General features: G+C 53.5%; 20 protein-coding genes. 15 read left to right on the top strand and 5 right to left on the bottom strand.

Translation table 11 applies throughout. The features are described from left to right. The first annotated feature begins 34 nt into the window (after positions 1-34). The 7 genes from K6123_RS18075 to K6123_RS18045 all read left to right on the top strand — a co-directional run bounded on the left by K6123_RS18075 (position 35) and on the right by K6123_RS18045 (position 8,334). Positions 35-1,252, top strand: coding sequence for an argininosuccinate synthase (locus tag K6123_RS18075; protein ID WP_221800359.1), 1,218 nt, complete (start codon positions 35-37; stop codon positions 1,250-1,252). Positions 1,253-1,428: 176 nt separating this feature from the next. Next, the gene (locus K6123_RS18070) at positions 1,429-1,644 is read left to right on the top strand and encodes an RNA-binding S4 domain-containing protein (RefSeq protein WP_221800357.1); all 216 of its coding nucleotides are present in this window, start codon (positions 1,429-1,431) and stop codon (positions 1,642-1,644) included. A gap of 687 nt (positions 1,645-2,331) precedes the next feature. Further along, positions 2,332-6,276, top strand: a complete 3,945-nt coding sequence (locus K6123_RS18065; RefSeq protein WP_221800356.1) for an ATP-binding protein — start codon at positions 2,332-2,334, stop codon at positions 6,274-6,276. Between the two features lie 74 nt (positions 6,277-6,350). Next, entirely contained in the window at positions 6,351-6,572 is a 222-nt protein-coding gene (locus tag K6123_RS18060; protein ID WP_221800354.1) for a hypothetical protein, read from the top strand. 107 nt (positions 6,573-6,679) lie between these two features. Next, positions 6,680-7,048, top strand: a complete 369-nt coding sequence (locus K6123_RS18055) for an MmcQ/YjbR family DNA-binding protein (protein WP_221800682.1) — start codon at positions 6,680-6,682, stop codon at positions 7,046-7,048. Positions 7,049-7,138: 90 nt separating this feature from the next. Beyond that, positions 7,139-7,918: an SDR family oxidoreductase gene (locus tag K6123_RS18050; RefSeq protein WP_221800352.1), complete on the top strand. Its 780-nt coding sequence runs from the start codon at positions 7,139-7,141 to the stop codon at positions 7,916-7,918. Positions 7,919-7,968: 50 nt separating this feature from the next. Then, the gene (locus tag K6123_RS18045) at positions 7,969-8,334 is read left to right on the top strand and encodes a SpoIIAA family protein (protein ID WP_221800350.1); all 366 of its coding nucleotides are present in this window, start codon (positions 7,969-7,971) and stop codon (positions 8,332-8,334) included. A gap of 9 nt (positions 8,335-8,343) precedes the next feature. On the opposite strand, the gene K6123_RS18040 is transcribed toward K6123_RS18045, so the two are convergent. Beyond that, positions 8,344-10,056, bottom strand: a complete 1,713-nt coding sequence (locus K6123_RS18040; RefSeq protein ID WP_221800348.1) for a GGDEF domain-containing protein — start codon at positions 10,054-10,056, stop codon at positions 8,344-8,346. Between the two features lie 208 nt (positions 10,057-10,264). On the opposite strand from K6123_RS18040, the gene K6123_RS18035 reads away from it, so the two are divergent. Next, positions 10,265-10,786 (top strand): C40 family peptidase, encoded by a 522-nt coding sequence (locus K6123_RS18035; protein ID WP_246624892.1) that lies wholly within the window; start codon positions 10,265-10,267, stop codon positions 10,784-10,786. Positions 10,787-10,832: 46 nt separating this feature from the next. On the opposite strand, the gene K6123_RS18030 is transcribed toward K6123_RS18035, so the two are convergent. Continuing rightward, positions 10,833-11,588, bottom strand: coding sequence for an SHOCT domain-containing protein (locus tag K6123_RS18030; RefSeq protein WP_221800346.1), 756 nt, complete (start codon positions 11,586-11,588; stop codon positions 10,833-10,835). A gap of 347 nt (positions 11,589-11,935) precedes the next feature. Between K6123_RS18030 and K6123_RS18025 the strand changes: the two genes are divergently transcribed. The 3 genes from K6123_RS18025 (at position 11,936) to K6123_RS18015 (ending at position 14,298) form a co-directional block, all read left to right on the top strand. Then, positions 11,936-12,853 carry a glutaminase gene (locus K6123_RS18025; RefSeq protein WP_221800344.1) on the top strand — a complete coding sequence of 306 codons (918 nt, stop codon included), beginning with the start codon at positions 11,936-11,938 and terminating at the stop codon, positions 12,851-12,853. A gap of 125 nt (positions 12,854-12,978) precedes the next feature. After that, a complete protein-coding gene (locus K6123_RS18020; protein ID WP_221800342.1) occupies positions 12,979-13,683 on the top strand; it encodes a HupE/UreJ family protein in 705 nt (234 codons plus the stop codon). A gap of 39 nt (positions 13,684-13,722) precedes the next feature. Then, on the top strand, positions 13,723-14,298 hold the full coding sequence (locus K6123_RS18015; protein WP_221800340.1) for a hypothetical protein: 576 nt from the start codon (positions 13,723-13,725) through the stop codon (positions 14,296-14,298). Positions 14,299-14,304: 6 nt separating this feature from the next. On the opposite strand, the gene K6123_RS18010 is transcribed toward K6123_RS18015, so the two are convergent. Both K6123_RS18010 and K6123_RS18005 read right to left on the bottom strand, forming a co-directional pair. After that, positions 14,305-14,754 carry a group II truncated hemoglobin gene (locus K6123_RS18010; RefSeq protein ID WP_221800338.1) on the bottom strand — a complete coding sequence of 150 codons (450 nt, stop codon included), beginning with the start codon at positions 14,752-14,754 and terminating at the stop codon, positions 14,305-14,307. Positions 14,755-14,883: 129 nt separating this feature from the next. After that, the gene (locus K6123_RS18005) at positions 14,884-16,971 is read right to left on the bottom strand and encodes a TonB-dependent copper receptor (RefSeq protein WP_221800336.1); all 2,088 of its coding nucleotides are present in this window, start codon (positions 16,969-16,971) and stop codon (positions 14,884-14,886) included. Between the two features lie 278 nt (positions 16,972-17,249). Between K6123_RS18005 and K6123_RS18000 the strand changes: the two genes are divergently transcribed. The 3 genes from K6123_RS18000 to K6123_RS17990 all read left to right on the top strand — a co-directional run bounded on the left by K6123_RS18000 (position 17,250) and on the right by K6123_RS17990 (position 19,307). Continuing rightward, positions 17,250-17,825, top strand: a complete 576-nt coding sequence (locus tag K6123_RS18000; protein ID WP_246624891.1) for a nicotinamide mononucleotide transporter — start codon at positions 17,250-17,252, stop codon at positions 17,823-17,825. 12 nt (positions 17,826-17,837) lie between these two features. After that, a complete protein-coding gene (locus K6123_RS17995; protein WP_221800333.1) occupies positions 17,838-18,215 on the top strand; it encodes a cupin domain-containing protein in 378 nt (125 codons plus the stop codon). A gap of 363 nt (positions 18,216-18,578) precedes the next feature. Then, positions 18,579-19,307 (top strand): carbonic anhydrase, encoded by a 729-nt coding sequence (locus tag K6123_RS17990; protein ID WP_221800332.1) that lies wholly within the window; start codon positions 18,579-18,581, stop codon positions 19,305-19,307. Positions 19,308-19,447: 140 nt separating this feature from the next. On the opposite strand, the gene K6123_RS17985 is transcribed toward K6123_RS17990, so the two are convergent. Beyond that, positions 19,448-19,609, bottom strand: a complete 162-nt coding sequence (locus K6123_RS17985; RefSeq protein ID WP_221800330.1) for a winged helix-turn-helix transcriptional regulator — start codon at positions 19,607-19,609, stop codon at positions 19,448-19,450. A gap of 199 nt (positions 19,610-19,808) precedes the next feature. On the opposite strand from K6123_RS17985, the gene K6123_RS17980 reads away from it, so the two are divergent. Next, a partial coding sequence (locus K6123_RS17980; RefSeq protein WP_221800328.1) for a transposase occupies positions 19,809-19,999 on the top strand: 191 nt, incomplete at its 3' end.

Below are 19,999 nucleotides of genomic sequence, written 5' to 3'. Positions count from 1 at the left end.
GTCGCCGGTTGGCTGAATTCACCTGGAGATTTTCATGTCAGACATCAAAAAAGTGGTGCTGGCCTATTCTGGCGGTCTGGACACTTCCGTGATCGCCAAATGGCTGCAAGAAGAATACAAGTGCGAAGTGGTTACCTTCACTGCTGACCTGGGTCAGGGCGAAGAAGTAGAACCAGCACGTGCCAAAGCCGAAGCTCTGGGCATCAAGGAAATCTACATTGATGACCTGCGCGAAGAGTTTGCCCGTGACTTCGTTTTCCCGATGTTCCGCGCCAACACCATTTACGAAGGCGAATACCTGCTGGGTACTTCCATTGCCCGTCCGCTGATCGCCAAGCGTCTGATCGAAATTGCCAACGAAACCGGTGCTGATGCCATCGCTCACGGTGCGACCGGCAAAGGTAACGACCAGGTTCGTTTCGAAATGGGCGCCTACGCCCTGAAGCCAGGCGTTAAAGTAATCGCCCCATGGCGTGAATGGAACCTGACTTCTCGTGAAACCCTGATGGCCTACTGTGATCAGCACGGTATCAAGGTTGAGAAGAAGGCTGGCAAAAAATCCCCATACTCTATGGACGCCAACCTGCTGCACATTTCCTATGAAGGCGACATCCTGGAAGATCCATGGTCCGAGCCTGAAGAAGACATGTGGCTGTGGAGCAACTCGCCAGAGAAAGCACCAGACACTCCAGCTTACCTGACCATCACTTTCAGCAACGGTGACCCGGTTGCCATTGATGGCGTTGAGAAATCTCCAGCCACCATTATGGAAGAGCTGAACAAGCTGGCTGGCGAGCACGGCGTTGGTCGTGTCGACATCGTGGAGAACCGTTACGTCGGCATGAAAGCCCGTGGCTGTTACGAAACTCCAGCCGGTACTGTACTGCTGAAAGCCCACCGTGCGATCGAATCCATCACGCTGGATCGTGAAGCCGCTCACCTGAAAGACGAGCTGATGCCAAAATACGCCAGCCTGATCTACAACGGTTACTGGTGGTCTCCAGAGCGCAAGATGCTGCAAGCTGCCATCGACGAAACCCAGAAAGTGGTTAACGGCGATGTACGCATCAAACTCTACAAGGGCAACGTGATTGTGGTTGGCCGTCGTTCCGACGACACCCTGTTCGACGAGAAGATTGCTACCTTCGAAGACGACGCAGGTGCTTACGACCAGAAAGATGCGGCAGGCTTTATCAAGCTGAATGCCCTGCGTCTGCGCACTGCCGCTCGCAAGGGCCGCAACCTGCTGTGATGATTACGTCAGAGGTCTGAAGTCGGACGTCTGACGCGATTGTGCAAGTTGAAAGACGGGAGCTCTGGCATTAGCTGGCTCCCGTTTTTTGTCTCTGGCAGACGCATCGGGCCAGGCATGCACTTCTTTTGCAAGAGCCTGCGCTCTGTCCCAAATCCCATTACTCTGGAATTCCTATGCAAACCGTTCTGATCAACCGCGAGCCGGTTGAACTGTATAAAATCCTCAAATTCGAAAACATCGCTTCCAGCGGTGGCGAAGCCAAGATCATGATCGAAAATGGCGAAGTGCTGTTGAATGGCGAATTGGAAACCCAAAAGCGCAAGAAAATTATGAATGGCGATGTGCTCGAGATCTTTGGCGAGCAGTACCGGATTGTGCTGGCGGAGTAAAGATCACGTGTTGGCTTTGGCCTGGGGCTGACACCCGCTTCAGCCTTGATCCCCCCAGATTTCCTGGCCAGTCCTTGATCACCAACAGCTAGCGGTCGTGAAGCTGATGCAGCGTTAACTTCAGACAGTCCGTGAATATCATTGATCATGAATACAGGTTGTCTATCGGCAAGCTGTATTGATACATCCTCATCGCAACATTCAAACGTTAGCAATAATCAGAAAATCACAGACATAAAATTGGAATCCAGAGTAGATCGCCGGTTTAGCTTCATCACATGAGGCTTGCCGGATTATGGCTTCGAATTAATAAAACATATCTATATTGGTATATTCTTATTTTGGGTTTTATTATTTAACAAAATATTCAATTAAGTACGTTGGGATATGGTCATTTCTGGCACCTCCGAATAGTTGACCTGTATTAGCTCCTGATTCCATTCTTTTAGCCGATGTTGACGCGTGTCTTCCCGCTTTAGGCTGTTGGCGGCCAAATTGGAAGGCTTCTCATTGAGTGTTGGTGAAGCCCTTCCAAATGGCAAAACTGATTTTGCTGTTGGCAACTCTTTCTGTGAGCAGCCGATAGAAATCATTCCCGGATTACAGCTCTCCAAATGCCGTCATGGCTTGAAGCGTTAAAAGCGGTTTTACGGGCTTGGGGAGAATTCGATAAGGATGGATATAACGATGGATAATCTCGTTGAACTGACAGGTATTAATCACTCTGGCATGACGGTGCTGGAGGAACAGTCTGTGGTCAAGAGTGGTAGTCGTGTACAGGTATCCGAACGTCAACGCTTTATGTCGGGGCAGTTTAATACCTTACTAAACCCGGTAACCCGGGAATTAACTGTGATAGGGACCCGCCTTGACTGGAATGCCTCGGTGCCCGTATTGGAAGCATTACGCCTCAGTCGCGATGTTACCCGTATCGTACTGATAGCGGACGAGATTCGTATTGAGCAGGTGTTGCAATGGAAAGGGGCGCAGGTCGAAATCTATGCTCGCCGACTATTGTTTCGTGGCGAAGGAAAAATCATAACTACACCTGAAGCCTATGCTGGCGCTGCCTTTTCCGAGACCCGGGATTCTGATGGTCGGCCGCTCAATAATAACCGGATTGAAGCAGCGAACGGCCTGGATGGCGAAAACGGTGGCGATGTTTATCTTTATGTAGCTGAGCTGGATGTTGGTGATGCCAGCAAGGTTCGTATTGTTACCGATGGTGGGGCAGGGCAAGTCGGGGAACGGGGGGGACTGCTGCCGTTCAAGCCTCGTCAGAATGGTCCGGCGGGCAAAGATGTAGAAGTGATCAGTAGCGATCAGGTTAAAAGTATTTTTACCGATAAGGCCAATTCGACCGGAGATTTGAATGACCTGAAACATTGGCGGGTTGGTGAAGTGGCAGACCAGGCCAGGGACTTTGATTCGCTCTGGAGCTGGCTGAAACACGATGGTATTGATGTTAGAAAAAACCAGATTATCGATTATAGCCATTATTCCATTGTTGATGTGCGGGTTGGTCTGGCGTTTCAGAAAGGCCTGCAGCTGATGTACAACGAAGTTCCAGTTCCCTCCAAGAAACGCTCATCAGCAATGCAGAATATTGCCAACACGGCTGGATTCGAGAATGCCTGGAAAAAGACCAGCAAGTTGGAAAACCCCTGGTCTCCGTCTGATGGTGAAGATGCCTTTCCTTCTGGTTTTACCGGCAGAGGCGGACGTGCTGGCAATATTTCCCTGACCTGCTCTGCCAATGGCAGCGCCTGGTATTCGCTTGAAGGTGGGGCGTCACCCTTGTCTGACGCGGTAGCGGGAGGGGCAGCTGGAACGCCACAGCACTACATCTGTGCTGCCATTGGCTTCAAGCAGTTCATGCAGCAGGCCTTTACTCCTGAAGGAACCAATGGATTTCAGCCGCTGCTTTCCTTCTCGACCGGCCGCCTGCCTGGCAGCACCAAGCCTGGCAAGGATCAGCAGGGCCGCGCCAAAGGTAAAGGGGAAGATGGCAGCCTGCAACAGCTTGCTGACAAGCTGTGGCTGGAACCACGGCTGCTGCGTACCATGGCTGACTACGCCCGTGAATATTATGCGGCAGGGCAGCGCCAGCAGGCCTGGGAAATTATCTCCCCTTACTGGCTGATCACGCGAGAATTGCCGCGTTCAGAAATGGCTACGGATGCCCGTAGCAGCCTGCAGGCAATTGATAATCTGGTGCAGAACTATCAGGCCAACCTTGATCTTTATGGCAATCCACCTGGCTGGATTCCTCGCTTCAGTGCCAGTGACTACCTGCGTACCTACCTCGCTGACAGGCGCTTCAGCTACCGTTTTGTCGGGGTAATGGAGCAGGCGGTGCGCCTGATGGAAGGGCTGGAGCAAGCCAATGCCATGCTGGCAGACCTGGCCAATAATACCGAAGCTGCTATTGATCAGTTGCGTGAAGAGCTGTTTGAGGCCTTTACACGTTACGAACATGCCCGGGATCAGCTGGATACGGCGAATGCTACCCTTTCAAAACTTCAGCAGCAGCTGTCAGCGCTGGAAAGCGACGCGGAACTGGCGGCAGCAATTAACGTTCACGACAAGGCCGTGCTGAAAGCCGTGTTCGATATTTCCGGAGCCGTGCTGAAGGCCATCCCGGTTTATCAACCAGCACTGGCAGCAGTCGGGGGTATTGTTGAAAGTGTCGGCAGCGTGGTCGTCGATGTTGTCCACCCAGACGATGAGAAGCCTCTTAACGCCTGGGATGCAACAGCCAGAATCAGCTCATCTGTTGCTGGCGTTCTGGAAGACAACGCTGATACGTTCAAAAGTCAGCTCGATGACAAGCAACGGTCGCGTTACAAGGACAAACTCGACCCGGATGCCACGGATCTGAAAACCCAGGTTGATCAGTTGCGGGTGGCATTGAAAGAAGGTCAGAAGGAACATGATGATGCCGTGATCAAGGCCGACGGTGAACTTGAGCGTAGCCAGCTGTTGGCTGCCCTGCTGGATACGGGTGAGGAGTTGGCACAGGAACAAAGCCGTCATGCAGCCAACCGAGAGCAGTTATTGCAGGAACTTAAAACACTCAATCAAACCCTGGATGGTCTGGCGTCTGCGGCAGGATCGGGAGCCGCAGATGAGGCGGCGCAGCGGGGCAAGCAGCGGTTGCTGGTGGCGCGTGCCAAGTTGTATACCCTGCTGGCAAGCTCCCAGAATGAAGCCCGTGATCTGGAGCAGCAGATTGCCAGCAATGCCAGTCGGCGCGCTGAACTGGAACAACCCCGTCAGCAATTGGCAGAGCGTCGTAGCAAACTGGAAAAGCAACAGGCCGAGCTTGACAAGCTGTTGCCTGATTTCGAAAAAACGGAAGCCAAAAACAAAATCAAGCGTGCAGCGAATACAGCGGGCAAAGTGCTGGAAGGTGCCCAGCGGCTGGCCGAAGGCGCAGCGACCATCGCCACCTCGATCAGCTCTGCGGTAACCATGCCTGAAGCCGATAGTGATGAGGTACAGCAAGCCAAAGCCAGTTTGCTGAAGGGCAAATATGGTGAACGCTATACCGAGTTGCAGGGTCTGGTTGAAGCAGCCAGTGATGATCTCAGCCAAGCCTTGAGTGAGCTGATGGCCTGTAATCAGGGCGTAACCACCTTGACGGCTGACTTTGCCAGCCTGATTCAGTCAAGCATTGATATCGGTCGTAACCGGCTTTCATTTGCCCGAGGTGTGGATGCTGCGTTAAAGACCTCACTGGTCGCCATGCAGCGCCAGGCCCGTCAACGTATGGATTATTATCTCTACCTGTTCCGCAAGGCCTACATGTACGAATACTGCGATACCGTTGGCAGTGACGTTGCTGGTTTGAATGGCTTTATTGAGAGGCTCGACAAGTGGGTACGGGAAAGCCGTTCTGCCGTTACTGAGGGACGCCGGGCAGAGAATCAGTCGGCGGCCTTGCAGGGGCTGACCAGTCTGGTTGACATGCCTAACGATAAGCTCGACGACATCGGTAATGATGCCCTCCGTAATACCCTTGCCAACCTGGCCAGCAAGCTGCTGCAACGCCGTCAGCAAACGGGCGTATCCCGTGGCAACACGCTGCGCTTTGAAATCAGTGCCGGGCAACGCCAGTTACTGGCGGATGAACAGGGACTTGATCTTGGTCGGGTGCTGAATTTGTTACCCGATTTGAATGAGCGCAAGACTTTCTTTACCAACAACCCACTGCTCAAGATCACAGGCCTCGAGTTTGGCCGCACCAACCTCAAATTCAGGGCGTCCGAAGTTCCAGGGCCGATGCGACTGGTGTTTGAGTTCGGTCGGGAAATGGTGCTGTGGGATGGCCAGCAGTACGTCATGTTCCGGCTGGCCAAATCTGAAAAACCACTGCGGTTTGGCTTCACTGCCAACGAGTTTTCCCAGGATGGCAACGGTGAGTGGACAGGGGAATTCAAGGCTGACAGTGGCGGTAATCTGGATGATCTGTTCGCAACGGTTTCCTCGGAGGTGCTTGGGAAAAGCATCCAATACCGTGAAATAAACCCGTCTTTTCTGTCCCAGCTGAGCGTTTTTGTGACCATTGGGCGCAAGCAAATTGAAGAAATTACCCATTTGTCACTCAACGTCGGCTGGCAAACCAACTGATGTGTTGACGTCAATCCTCTGCAGCTACCGACCAATGTCGGTGAGCTGCCCTTTTTTCCAACCAGGAGTTTGTTATGCCAAGAATTCACCGTGCTGACCTGCGGGGTATGACTCTGCAACAATTAATGGACCTGTTGCAGGCTGCTGCCGACGATGGCACCTACTCGCGGGGAGATATTGAGAAAGTGCTGGCGAAAATTCGTAAGCGTATCCTCAATGGGGATGCCAACGTGGTTGTCGACGACGATACGGTTGACGATATTGTCAAAACCTGTGGTGGCATGGATATGTTTTGATGGGCATAGTGGTTGTCTGCCTGAAAGGCGGACAGCTGCCTGTTATTGTCTTGCTGGCATTTATCAATCCTGAGCGGGTGAACCTTGTGTCTGAATCTGCGGTTGTTATGTACCTGGCTGCCAGGCCCGAAGCGGTTGAAGATTATCCCTTTGGCCCTGATGCGCGGGTTTTCAAAATCGCTGGCAAGATGTTTGCCCTGTTGATGCACCGCCATGGCCAGGATTGCGTTAATCTCAAATGCGACCCTCAAGAAGCTATTGAACTGCGGGATGTGTTTGCGGCAGTACAGCCGGGCTATCACATGAATAAAAAGCACTGGAATACCGTGGTGCTGGATGGTTCTCTGCCTCAGGGTGAAATCGAACGCATGATCGACAACTCCTATGCGCTGGTGGTCAAGACCCTTCCCAAAGCCACGCGACAAGGGCTGGAAGCCCGTCATGGACGTGCAATTATCTATCGCACTGATTGCTGAATTCGGCCTTCTCTTATTGTTCTGACTGTTTTGCCGGCAGGGCTGCGGCTGTTAGTCTTGAGGCATTGGATATAGTAAGAGGTTGAATCAATGGACTTGGGACTTCGAGGTAAAAAAGCAATTGTTTGTGCCGCATCAAAAGGCCTTGGCCGCGCTTGTGCCAATGCACTGGCCGCTGAAGGCGTTGATCTGGTAATAAACGCCCGTACCGAAAGCGAGCTGCAGCGAGCAGCGGAGGAAATTCAGGCAGCATATGGTGTTAGCTGTGTCGCTGTGGCTGTCGACATCACGACTGAGGCTGGCCGGGCTGCTGTGCTGGCTGCGATGCCGAATCCTGACATTCTGGTAAATAATGCTGGTGGACCACCACCGGGCAACTTTCGTGACTGGGGCCGTGATGAATGGCTGGCTGCTGTCGAAGCCAACATGATTACGCCAATCGAACTGATTCGCCAGGTAGTGGACGGCATGTCAGAACGTGGTTGGGGACGCATTATTAATATCACTTCGTCAGCCGTGAAAGCGCCAATCAATATTCTGGGGTTATCTAATGGCGCACGTGCAGGTTTGACCGGTTTTGTTGCGGGTCTGGCACGTGATGTGATTGCTCATGGAGTCACGGTGAACAACCTGTTGCCGGGCTCTTTCTATACCGACCGTTTGCGCAATACGCTGAATGGTCTGGCTGTGAAATCGGGTTCGACGGTTGACGATATTGCCAATCAACGGCGGGCCGGAATCCCGGCTCAGCGCTTCGGGGAGCCTGAGGAGCTGGGAGCAAGCTGTGCTTTTTTGTGTTCCGTTCAGGCGGGTTATATTACTGGCCAGAATCTGCTGATTGATGGCGGTGCGTACCCGGGAACTCTATAGCCTGTCGTTTCATCGACGATGATTGCCGACAGCTGCTGAGGGGGCGTCTGATGTTTGAAATTGCAAAAGTGGGCGATAAACGGCTGGATATGGTGATGTCTGGCAAGCTGGACAAGGCAACGATGGAGCAAGCGCTTGATCAGTATGTGGCCTTGTCAGCGGATATTGAGCATGGCCAGTTGCTGTTTGATATCGTCGAATTCCATTTGCCCAGCTTTGATGCCTTCTGGCTGAAGTTTTCCCGGATGTCTGAGTTGCTGGCAGTGGTCAAACACTTTGAACGTGCTGCAGTACTGTCTGACGAGAGCTGGTTAAAAACCATCAGTGAACTGGAAGGCAAACTGTTTCCAGGGCTTGAGATCAAGGGGTTCAATCGGGCAGACAAGGCTGCCGCGATTTCCTGGCTGGAGGGCTGAGTCAGCCCTTCACTGGCTGTGCTCCACCATCAGGCCTGGACAATAACGGTTGCGGCCGCTGGCCTTGGCTTCATAAAGCGCCTGATCCGCTGTCGCCAGCACGTCGTTCAACAGCTGGTCGGGCTGCGCCAGACAGCTACCAGCACTGATGGTCAGCGAAATCACGGCGTTCTGTTCTGTTCGTACTTCCTGTTTTTGTACCGCGCCACACAGTCGGCGGCCGAGCTGATCAAGCAGGAATTGCTGGTCGGTGTTTACCAGCAACAGGAACTCATCACCACCCCAGCGGCAGGCAAAGTCATCTGGTCGAATATGCTCACGAATCACCTGGGCCGTTGCTTTCAAGGCAAGGTCACCCGCAGCATGACCAAATTCATCATTGATATTTTTGAACAGATCCAGATCGAGCCAGACAATGCCAAAACTGTCTGTCGCTGTGTGTAGCTTGTCCATTTGGCGCATTAGTTGTTCCATCATGCCGTGCCGATTCAGCAGTCCTGTCACCGGATCGGTATAGGTCATTTGTTCCAGTTCTTCGGTGCGTTGCCGCACCCGTAACTCCAGTCGTTCGCGTGACTGCAGCACTTCTGCCGCCATCTCACTGAAGTGGCCCAGGATACGACCAAAATCGCCGTGAATATGGCCAGGGATGGTTGTTTCAACTGGCTTACTGTCGTGTAAGCGGGCGATACCGTTTTCCAGCTTCCGCAAGGGTTTGAGTACGTAGCGGTTGAGCGCCAGGTTAAACAGCAGCAGGGCGGCGAAAATAATGGTGCCAGTCAGCAGGAAAAGTTCATTGAAGGTACTGAGTGGCAGCAGGGTGTTGAGATCCAGCAAGGTCATCACATACCAGTCGACTTCTGGCAGGTAGATGACGCCGGCCATGTGTTTACTGCCATGACGAACCAGATTCATGCTGACAACCTGATCAGGCTGTGATCGAGCGTTTTCCATTGCCTGCTTGAGCTTGTTGCGCTGGTTGTCGTCGTCGAGCTGACGCCATATGGTTTTGTGGTCGCTGGCATCCTTGGTGATGCTGGCAAAGTCGATCTGGGACAGGTCTTCTGATATCTGGATGGCGCCTTCATGGTCAAAAAACAGATTGTTGACGCCGGGTTCCGGGGTCGTGGTGAACTGCTGGATAAAAGTTGTCAGATCCAGTCCGGTACCGACGACACCAAGGATGTTATCGCCGTCGCGCAGCAAGACATCGATCCAGAGTTTGGTGACCTTGAGCGGGATATCCGGGTTAACGTTAAGATGAATATCGCGGCGTTGATCAATAATACTGTAGAACCAGCGATCGTCCGGATTATCGGCTCGTAAGGTGTAGCGATATTGGGCGTTGGCAAATTCATCGCTGGCATTGTTGTGGTAGTAGTTGCCGGATTTGAGCAGGGCTGCAAAATAACTGTGGTCAGAAAAATTGTTGCGATAGGACTCCAGCTCGGCGAGTGCCAGTTGTCGCTTCTGCGGATCACTTTCGTCATTGGCCCAGTTGCGCAGGGTCGGTGATTCGGCCAGCTGTCGGGCCAGTGCGACTTCACGAATGATGGGCTGAAGGGAGCGTTCTTTTTCCAGTTTTACCTGGGTTTCAAAGTGCCGCAAGGCTGACTGCTGCAACACATCCAAAGCCACTTTCTGGCTGAACCACCAGATTGCCAGCGCCGACAGTAGCATCAGTACGGCGGTGAGAAGCAGAAAACGTGGCTTGAGGTTCATTGCGGCTTCCTGTTTGCCGGTATCCGGACCAGAGTATGGAAGCGTTGGATCGCGGTAAATCCAACACACTGTCTAATATCTGGCCGCTGAGACTATCACGCTTTTACAACTCCGGCATTCTAATAACCCGGCTGCTTGCTCTAAACTGGGGTCTGGATAACAAGAAAGCTATCAATATGGCCACTGTTGCCAGCTATCTGGAGTAGGTATGTCCCGGACAAGAAATGGTGTTGTGGTTGGCAGCAGCCTGTTGGTGATGTTGCTGGCAGGTTGTAGCAGTATGACCTCGGTTGAAGCGAAGTTTGCCAATAACGATCGCTCGTTAGATTCGGCTCACAATTCGGCCGTCGTCAGTCAGGGCGAATGGCTTGAGCATTTGTACCGTCAATATGATGACTGGCGTGGCACTGACTATTTGTACGGTGGTACCAGCAAAAAAGGCGTCGATTGTTCCGGCTTTGTGTATGTGACCTATCGCGACCAGCTCAACAGCTGGGTTCCCCGCACAACCCTGCTGCAGTCCCAGTTTGGCAAGCCGGTAAGCCGAGATCAGTTAAAAGCTGGAGATCTGGTGTTCTTCAAAACCGCAGACAAGGTTCGCCATGTCGGCATGTATCTGGAGGATGGCAAGTTCCTGCACGCTTCAACCAGTGACGGCGTGGCGATTACCCGTCTTGATAACCACTACTGGAAAGACAAGTTCTGGCAGGCGCGCCGAATGGCAGACTGATTCGGCGCTGTCCGTGGCGTTGGTTATGGCACTTTCCCACAGCGTTTTACAGGCGTGCCAGCAGTTCCTGTTTTTTGAGATCAAACTCATCCGGGGTCAGTACTCCGGCATCCCGTAACCTGCCCAGTTGTTCCAGTAGCTGAATGACCTCGTCGGACGAATTGCTTGATGGCAGTGGTTGGGCTGCGGGCTCAAAGTCAGCTGTTGGAGTCGCAAAGTTGGTGTGGGATGCGCTGGGCTGGCTGAACGGCTTGCTGCTTGAGTCTGAAACCCGTGGCAGGCTGTCGACGGCAATGGTGCCGTACTGGCTGCTGAAGGTCAGCGAGGTATTGTTGCCCTGTTGCTGGCTGACGCCGCCGATGTTGTGATCCAAAGTATCGTAAACCTGTACATCGCCATTATTTTCAATGGCCAGGCGCTGAGGAAAGATGGCGTAGCGGATGTTGTTCTGGGCACCACTGCTGAACGGGCTGCCAAGTTCTGCAGGCCACCATTGATTACTGCCAGCAGGGCCAGTGGCAATAGGCGGAAAAATCTGATTGTTGGCGAGAACGTTGGACAATTCATTGCAGAGGTTATCGACGGTGGCCTTGAGGCCGTTGTTAAACATGTCGCCGACCATGGTCATACCACCGCGCATCCACTGGCCCGAGCCACCGAGTTCCGGACAGTTGAACTGGGCCATGCTGCCACCACCGTTGTTGACGGCAATCAGCATGTGCACAACGGCATCATATGAAAGTTGGTAGCGGGAGGCGATGTCGTTGACGATGTTCTGTCCGACCGTAGTGAGCGTTTGCATCAGCATTCTCGATATGGCGGGTTGAAGTCCATGCTAACACGTTGGCTGAACGATACCTGGCTGTCATGAATATTTAACCCGCAGATATCGTTGTCCGGGTGGCCAGCATCATGCCTGCAGCCAGTGTAATGCTGTTCACTTAAGGGTTTGTCACCACAAATGGTCGTCACCCTGAACGGTTCGGGCCGCGCAGGTTCAGGCTCCAAAAGCCCTATGGATCCCGAATTTGCTTCGCGTCCGGGATGACGTGGATTTGTTAAATGAACAGCGTTACAGCAGCCAGTGGGTTTGTTATAAGGCGGTTTTGGCAGTCGCCTGCGGTTACCGGTTATTGTGATGGAGGATTTGTGCAGGAAATTCTGGACGACATTGTTGCCACCATTGGCAGCAGCACTGAACGAGGACGAGTGGCTGACTACATTCCAGAACTGGCGGGGGTGAATCCGCAGCAGTTTGGTATCTGCGTGGCAACGGTTGATGGACAGCTGTTCAGTGCCGGACATAGTCAGCAGTTATTCTCGATTCAGAGTATCTCCAAGGTGTTCAGCCTTACCGTCGCATTGGGCAAGCTCGGTGATGGTGTCTGGAAGTGGGTTGGCCGTGAGCCGTCTGGCGATCCCTTCAACTCCATTGTCCAGCTCGAACATGAACACGGCAAACCGCGTAATCCCTTTATTAATGCCGGTGCCATTGCCATCTCTGATGCGATTCTGATGAAACACTTGCCGCGCGAAGCGCTGGCGGAAATCCTCAGCTTTGTGCGGTTTATCGCCGATGACGAAAGCATCTGCTTCGATGACAAGGTGGCCAAATCCGAGCTGGAAACCGGTGAGCGTAACCGCGCCCTGGCGCACTTTATGGCCGCTTACGGCATCATCAAAAATCCGGTGGATTATGTGCTGGGTACCTATTTTCACCATTGTGCGATTGCCATGAATTGCCAGCAGCTGGCGCGGGCCGGGCTGTTTCTGGCCGGTGATGGCCGTAATCCGGTAACGGGTGTGCGGGTGGTGTCTGCCAGTCGGGCACGGCGGATCAATTCGCTGATGCTGATGTGCGGTCATTACGACGGTTCAGGTGAGTTTGCGTTCCGGGTCGGCTTGCCGGGAAAGAGTGGTGTTGGTGGTGGCATCCTGGCGATTGCGCCGGGTCATGCTTCGATTGCAGTCTGGTCGCCAGGGCTGGATGACGTTGGTAACAGCAAACTCGGCAGCCAGGCGCTGGAACGATTGGTGATGAAAACCGGTTGGTCAATTTTTGCCTGATTAACAGCCGGCACATGCCTATCGCCAAAGTTGTATCGAACGACCGTTAAAATAGATCTAAAGAACAATGGAACCTGCAGCTTGCCGACCTAGCATATCGACCTGTTTCTGCCGCGGTTCTATCTATGCCTCTCCATCAGATTGCCCTTTGGGTGATGTTGTTTTTTTTGCTTGCCGGATTGGCTGGTATCGCTTCTGCCCATGGTGTGGCCAACGCTGACGCCACTTTTCTTGAGTCGGTCAGAGGTGTGGCTGCGGGTCCTTTTGTGTATCTGGGGGCTAAACATATGGTCACGGGGTATGACCATTTGTTGTTTCTGGCCGGAGTGGTTTTCTACCTTTATCGCCTCAAGGACGTGGCTGTCTATGTCAGCCTGTTTGCGCTTGGCCACAGTATTACCCTGTTGAGCGGGGTGTTGGCTGGTTGGCATATCAGTGCCTGGCTGGTGGATGCCGTGATTGGTTTCTCGGTTGTCTATAAAGCGTTAGATAACATGGATATCGCCGGTTTCAGCGCAGTCTGGCGCCGTTATACGCCGGATAGCCGACTGGCGGTGTTGTTATTCGGGCTGGTGCATGGGCTGGGTCTGGCCACCAAACTGCAGGATTTCCAGTTGGCGCCGGATGGCCTGATAGCCAATATGCTGTTTTTTAATCTCGGTGTTGAGTTGGGCCAGTTATTGGCGTTGGCCTTGATTCTGTTTGTGTTGAATCTGTTGCGGCGGCTCGGCTGTTTTACGGCCTTGGCATTGCAGCTCAACCTGGCTTTGCTGGTCGCAGGTTTGTTGTTAATGGGCTATCAGCTGACGGGGTATCTGCTGGTTGGCTAACAGCCAGAGGATCCGTTGGTGGTTATGCAGGAGAGGCGCGTGAATCAAGCAATTGGTGGGCAGCAGGTTGTTGCCAGTTGGAAGCAGCTGCTGGCGGCCTTGCTGGTTGCCATGATCCTGCTGGTTGGTGTGGTGCTGCCAGCGGAGTTTGGGATCGACCCTTCCGGTATTGGCCAGCAACTGGGGCTGACACAAATGCGGCCGTTGACAACCGCCATGCCGCCCGCTGCGGCTGATGAACAAGCGGGAAAGCGGCAGGGTTCCGTCAATGGCCTGGTTTGGTTTGCAGATGATCAACCGCAACAGCAGCAATTCAATCTCAGTTTGGCGTCTGGTCAGGGACTGGAGTTGAAGGTGGTCATGCTGGCAGGGCAGCAGTTGCTGTTCGCCTGGCAGGCCAGCGGTTTCCTGTACGTTGATATGCATGCCGACCAACCGGGTGCGGCGGCTGATGACTTTATATCCTACCGGGAGCAGCAAACCACCTCGTCACAAGGGGCTTTGAAAGCGGGCTTTGGTGGCAATCACGGTTGGTACTGGAAAAATAACGGTACCGAAACCGTGACGCTCACGCTGTCGTTGAATGGCTACTATCAGGGTGTTTATATGCCGTGAGCCGAGTTACTGCTGTGCTTGCTGCTGATAGTGTTGGGCGACCTGTAACACCCGTTCGGCGGGCACCCGTAGTTGTGCCATCAGGTAATAACGGAAGTCTGCCGGATAATCCAGCTCGACCAGAGCGCGGTCCATACACATCAGCCACTGTTCAGTGGTTTCCCGGTCGACCGGCAAATGCGCGTGGGCACGCGGGATATTAATGGTGCCGTAGTGTTGGCTATAAAGCTTGGGACCACCGGTCCATGCGCTCAGAAAGCGGGTCAGACGAATACGGGATTCGCTCAGGTCAGGCGAATGCATGGCTCGCAACGGTGCGACCTCCGGCAAGCTGTCCATCAGATCGTAGAAACGGTTGACCAGTCGCTCCAGTCCTTCATAACCACCGGCTCCCTGATAGGTGGCGTCGCCCTGGCCGTAGACCGGCAGTTCGGTGCTTGCAGTTGTGTCGTTCATGGTGGTTTTCTTCCTCCGGTTTGCTGACTTTCGGCAACCTGAATTGCAAACCCGCAGCATGCCACAGCTGTGGCTGTGCGGGTTGATCCAGGCAGGGGAAATTCGGCCTGCCGCCGCTTTGGCTGCTTGTTAGAAGCTGTATTGGCCTTTCAGCCACAGGGTACGGCCAGGTTCATTCACTCGGGTATCGGTTTCGTAACCGGCGATGGCAGCACCTGAGCGTGAGATATGCTCGGCGTAGGCGCGGTCAAACAGGTTGTCGATACCACTGCTGAGGCGCAAGGCAGGCGTTATTTTCCAGGCGGCGTGTAGTGAGGTCACCTGGAATGCCGGGCTTTGGCCGATGTCCTGACCAACCACGGTGCCGGAATTGACCGCTACCCGATTCTGCGCTGCGACACCGCGCCAGAGCACGCCAGCTTCCCAGTCATCGGTCTGATAGTTCAGCCCAAATTTCACTTCCAGTGGTGGCATCTGGCCCAGCGGCTGGTGATCGGTCAGGTTCTGGCCGTGTACCCAGGCAGCGGAGCTGGTGCCTTGCCAGCGTTCAGCCAGCTTGAAGCTGGCATCCGCTTCGGCGCCCCAGCTGCGAGCGCTGATATTACGGGCGTTACTGGCGTAGCTGCTGATGTCTGGCAGCTGTTCGACCAGAATGTAGTTGTTATGGACGGCATAGAATACTGACACGCTGCCACGAGCCTTGCCGCTGGTATGCAGCATGCCGAGGTCGAGCTGGGTGGTTGCTTCCGGGGCCAGATCGAAGCTGCTGGCGCTGCCTTTCATCATCATGCTGGTGGCTGCCGGGGTTTTGCTGCGTTCCCAATAGTCGGCGGCGCGTTCGCTGTGGCCGACGCCAACATACCAGCGGTGATTGCCACGCATGACCTGCTCGTAACGGACAAAAGCGTTTTTGAGGGTGTTCCGGTCGTCTTCTCCAGACGTCTCAAAGCCGCTGCGCAGATCGCGGGCATAGTCCTTGTTCAGACGCAGACCCAGATGCAGGCTGCTGAAATAGCCGGTTGGCTGGCTCAGTTCAGCGTACAGGCCGGTGCTGGTAAAACGCATGTCGTCCTGACGCGTCAGGCTTTCATAGTCTGGTGCAATGCCCATCATGCCAGTGGCGCTGCGCAGCCGATGGCTGTTGGATTGCCAGTCGAGACCAACTTCCAGTTCGCCTGCCGGCAGGTCGCTGAGATTGGTGTCTGAGGTTAATGACAGCAGCGCACCTTTGGTATCGCGATCCGGATTACTGACCATGGTCATGCCGGAATTGCTGCGCAGGCTGTAGTTATCCATCACATGGTCGATGCGATTGCGATAAACCCGGGCTTCGATTGCCCGTGGGCTGATGGCGTTGCTGTCGTTGCCAGCCAATTGCTGAACCCAGCGGCCGCCAATGTTTTTGCGGTCGAACTTGCTGCCGTCCATGGAGCGGTCAGCGTAGCGGGCTTCACCGTCACTGCGACCGGCGGACAGCTCGAAGCGGCTGTTGTCGTTGGGCGTCAGGCCGACAGTGGCGTCGGTGCTCCAGCGGGTGTAGGCCGAGTGGACCTCGTTGCCGTTGCCATCTTCATAATTATTGGCGTCGGCGCGGGTAGCGTTCAGTTTTAGATAGGCGTTTGGATTGCCCGCCAGGATATGCGCCATCTGGTCGTTACGGTCAGCGCTGGCGTACAGCAGGCTGGCGTCACCGGAAATAGCCGCTGTATCAAATGTCGGGTCCTTACGCTCGAAATGCACCACTCCAGCACTGGTGCCGGGGCCGTATTTAACCGATTGTGGGCCTTTCAGGACGGTAACCTGATCGTAGGCTTCCGGGAAAACGTAGGCGGTCGGTGGATCCATGCGCATACCACAGCCACCAAGAATCTGTTCACCGTCCAGAATGATGCCCAGTCGCGAAGCCGCCATGCCGCGCAGCACCGGATCGCCGTCACTGCCGCCTTTGCGTACTACGCTGAAGCCCGGAATGTTCTTCAACAGATCAGCGCCATCGGCAGCAGGCAGGGGCTGGCGCGGTGCTTTGGGATCGGTAATCAGCAGCAGTGGTTGTTCAGCCTGGCTGGTCGTTACGACGATGGTGTCACTGATGCCGCTGCTGGTTTCTTCAGCCTGAACGGCCATGCTGCTGGTTTCTTCAGCCTGAACGGCCATGCTGCTGGCGATACAAATGGCCAGCGTCAGCGGGTGTCGTTGAATGTTGAATGATCGTGCCATGTCCTGCTCTTTGCGAGTTGTTGTAATGGCGCGGAGGTTAACAATTAGTTCCCTGACTAACGCGTGACCCAGTGTCGCAGGACTGACCTGCGACAACTAACGTCGGAACCTGCGAGTGGCGGCTTTGCCCGATGATCGCGTGACTGACGGTTATTTTCTGGTCAGTCGTGCGCTGTACTTATGTAAAGACATTGCCTTGCTGGTGGGCTTTCGGGATGCTGCGCGGCATCTTTGAATTCGTTTTATTAAATTCGTCTGTTGGAACCTGGTTGGTGGTTATGGATATTTTTCTGCAGATTTGGGCTGCGTCGTTCTATTTGTGTAACAAGGCCTTGTTTGCGATTGCCGAGTCGCGCGATGAAGTGCGCAAGCGTCAGCTGAAGATTGTTGGCTGGGCAATTTATATTCTCGGCGTGCCACCCTGGGTGGTGATTATGGTGGCCAAGAATAACTGGATTGCAGCGGCGATCGAGGCTGGTGGTATTCCGGCCATGTTGCTGGGCTTGTTTAACGTGGCGAAAGGGCGGCCGTCTGAAAACAAGTGGCTGAATCGATCAGTGGAGATTTTCACTTACACCATGATTGTGTTGGGCGCCGGTTACAGCTGGCTGGAGCATGGTGGTCTGGGGCAGTTGTCGCAGTGGCTGGAAGTGGGGGTGATGGTTGGCTTCCTGATGGGAGGTTATTACATGGCGCGCGGCAATGCCAATGGCTGGCTGTTTTTCGCCTTGATGAACCTGTCGATGGGTAGCCTGACGCTGTTGCAGGACAAATACGTGTTGGCGATCCAGCAAAGTGTGTCGCTGTGTTTTGTGATTTACGGTTTTATCAGCGCCAAACGGGCGCGGGGTTAGGCGGCGCAAGATATGACCAGTCTGCAAGGCAGTTTTTATCGCAAGCCGGAAACGGAGGAATATTTCTTCGTTGAAGGCTGCCATATTCTCGAATACCTCAACGACGAGGCGGATGCGGCTTGTTCAATCGCCAGGGCGCGCGTCGAAGCGGGTGTTGAAACCCGCTTGCATGCGCTGGTGAATACCACCGAGCGCTATCTGATTTTATCGGGTAGCGGGCTGGCAACCATCGGAGATCAGCAACGTCAGCTGGTGGCTGGCGATGTGGTGGTGATTCCACCTGACTGTCCACAGCAGATTCTGAATAATGGCTCAGAGGATCTGGTATTTCTGGCGATTTGTACGCCTCGCTTTGTACCGGATTGCTATCAGGATCTGGAAAACCACTGAATTAATTGATGCTTTTCTGACCATCTGGATCTCTCAGGTTCTTCTTGTCGCTTCTTTGCGTTTCTTGGCTTTTATGTGTCCGATTTTTCGATTTATCGGTAAATATATTGATTTATATCAATATATTATTTTACACATTCTTTACGAAAGTGTTCGGGCTTGTTGTTTTTTCATGTGAAATATAAACAGTGTTGAAATTAACTAATGATCTCCTTACCCGTCCAATAATCCGCCAGTTGCCAATTGTCAGAACAGGAATAATCTTCCGCCACCTCGAGACACCGTACTGACGGTGCGCCAAATAAAAACAATCCCTTCGAGCAAATTTCATTTCTGAGCAACTGTTCCCTGAGGAGGGGATACATGAAAAAGCAAATTTTGTCTGTGGTATTGGGTTCGCTGGTTTCGTCCATGGCAGCGGCCGCTCAATGGGGTTACGAAGGTGCAGAAGGTCCATCTCACTGGGCCGAAATGTCTTCTGAATTTGATACCTGTGCGACTGGCAAAAACCAGTCACCTATCAACCTGACCCATATGGTCAAGGGTGACTTGCCAGCCCTGAAAATCAACTACGTCAAGGGTGGCCAGCAGATCGTTAATAACGGTCACACTGTGCAGGTGAATTATACCCCGGGCAGCTCGTTGGAAGTGGATGGCCATAAATACGAGCTGAAGCAATTCCACTTCCACACTCCAAGCGAAAACAACATCGAAGGTGAATCCTTCCCGATGGAAGCGCACTTTGTGCATGCCGATAAAGACGGCAACCTGGCCGTGGTTGCGGTGATGTTCAAGATTGGTGACTTCAACCCAGAGTTGGAGAAAGCCTGGTCGCAGATGCCTGTCATTGCAGGAGACCAGCAACAGCTGAAGCATGTGGTTAGCGCGGCTAACCTGCTGCCACAGGATCACAATTACATGCGTTTCAACGGCTCGCTGACCACGCCACCATGCACTGAAGGTGTAAGCTGGTTTGTGATGAAGGGCTACGACACCGCCTCCAAAGAGCAGATCGAACATTTTGCCCACACCATGCATCACAACAACAACCGTCCGCTGCAAGCCATGAATGCACGAGTTGTTGTTCAGTAATTACTGACAGTCGTCAGGTTTATTAAAATGGCGCTGTGGTTGGATCCCGCAGCGTCATTTTTTATGGCTGTTTTTGGGGGCGGAGAGGGATCAAGAGTCTGAATGTATAGTGAAACTGGCTATAGAGGCGATGCGATAAATCAATGCGTGCTATTCCACCGAGCTTGCTCGCTTTTCAGGTGGCGCTCGCTCCACTGGTACAAAGCGTCGATCAGCGGTTCAAGCGACTGACCCAAAGGTGTGAGTGAGTACACCACGGTGATGACATTGCCTTCGTGGACTTCCCGGTTGATCAGGGCCATGGCCCTCGCATCTCTCCAAACTGCTGCGGCCCATTGCCCCGCAAATGAATCATCATGGGTTTCCATTTGCCGGTAATCAGCCCTGGATGGCGACTACCGGACAGGGAAAGCAGCTTTACAGAGCTGATCTATATGTTCTGGTTGAATAACCCGGACACCTCAAGAAGAGATAAACTCTTCTCAGCCAGAGGTGTCAGCCATGAGTCAGAAACGCAGTTACAAGCAGTACCCACAAGAATTTAAGGAAGAAGCCGTCGCGCTCATGACCGAGCAAGGCTACTCCGTCCCTGAGGCCGCAAAATCCCTGGGTATCGCCACCAACTTGCTCTACCGGTGGAAGGAAAAACAGGAGCAGTTAGCCAATGAATCGAAGCCTGCAGAAACCGAGCT

It is taken from the genome of Oceanobacter mangrovi (genome assembly GCF_019740315.1).
Lineage (GTDB): Bacteria > Pseudomonadota > Gammaproteobacteria > Pseudomonadales > Oceanobacteraceae > Oceanobacter > Oceanobacter mangrovi.
This window is presented reverse-complemented; position numbering and strand designations above follow the sequence as displayed.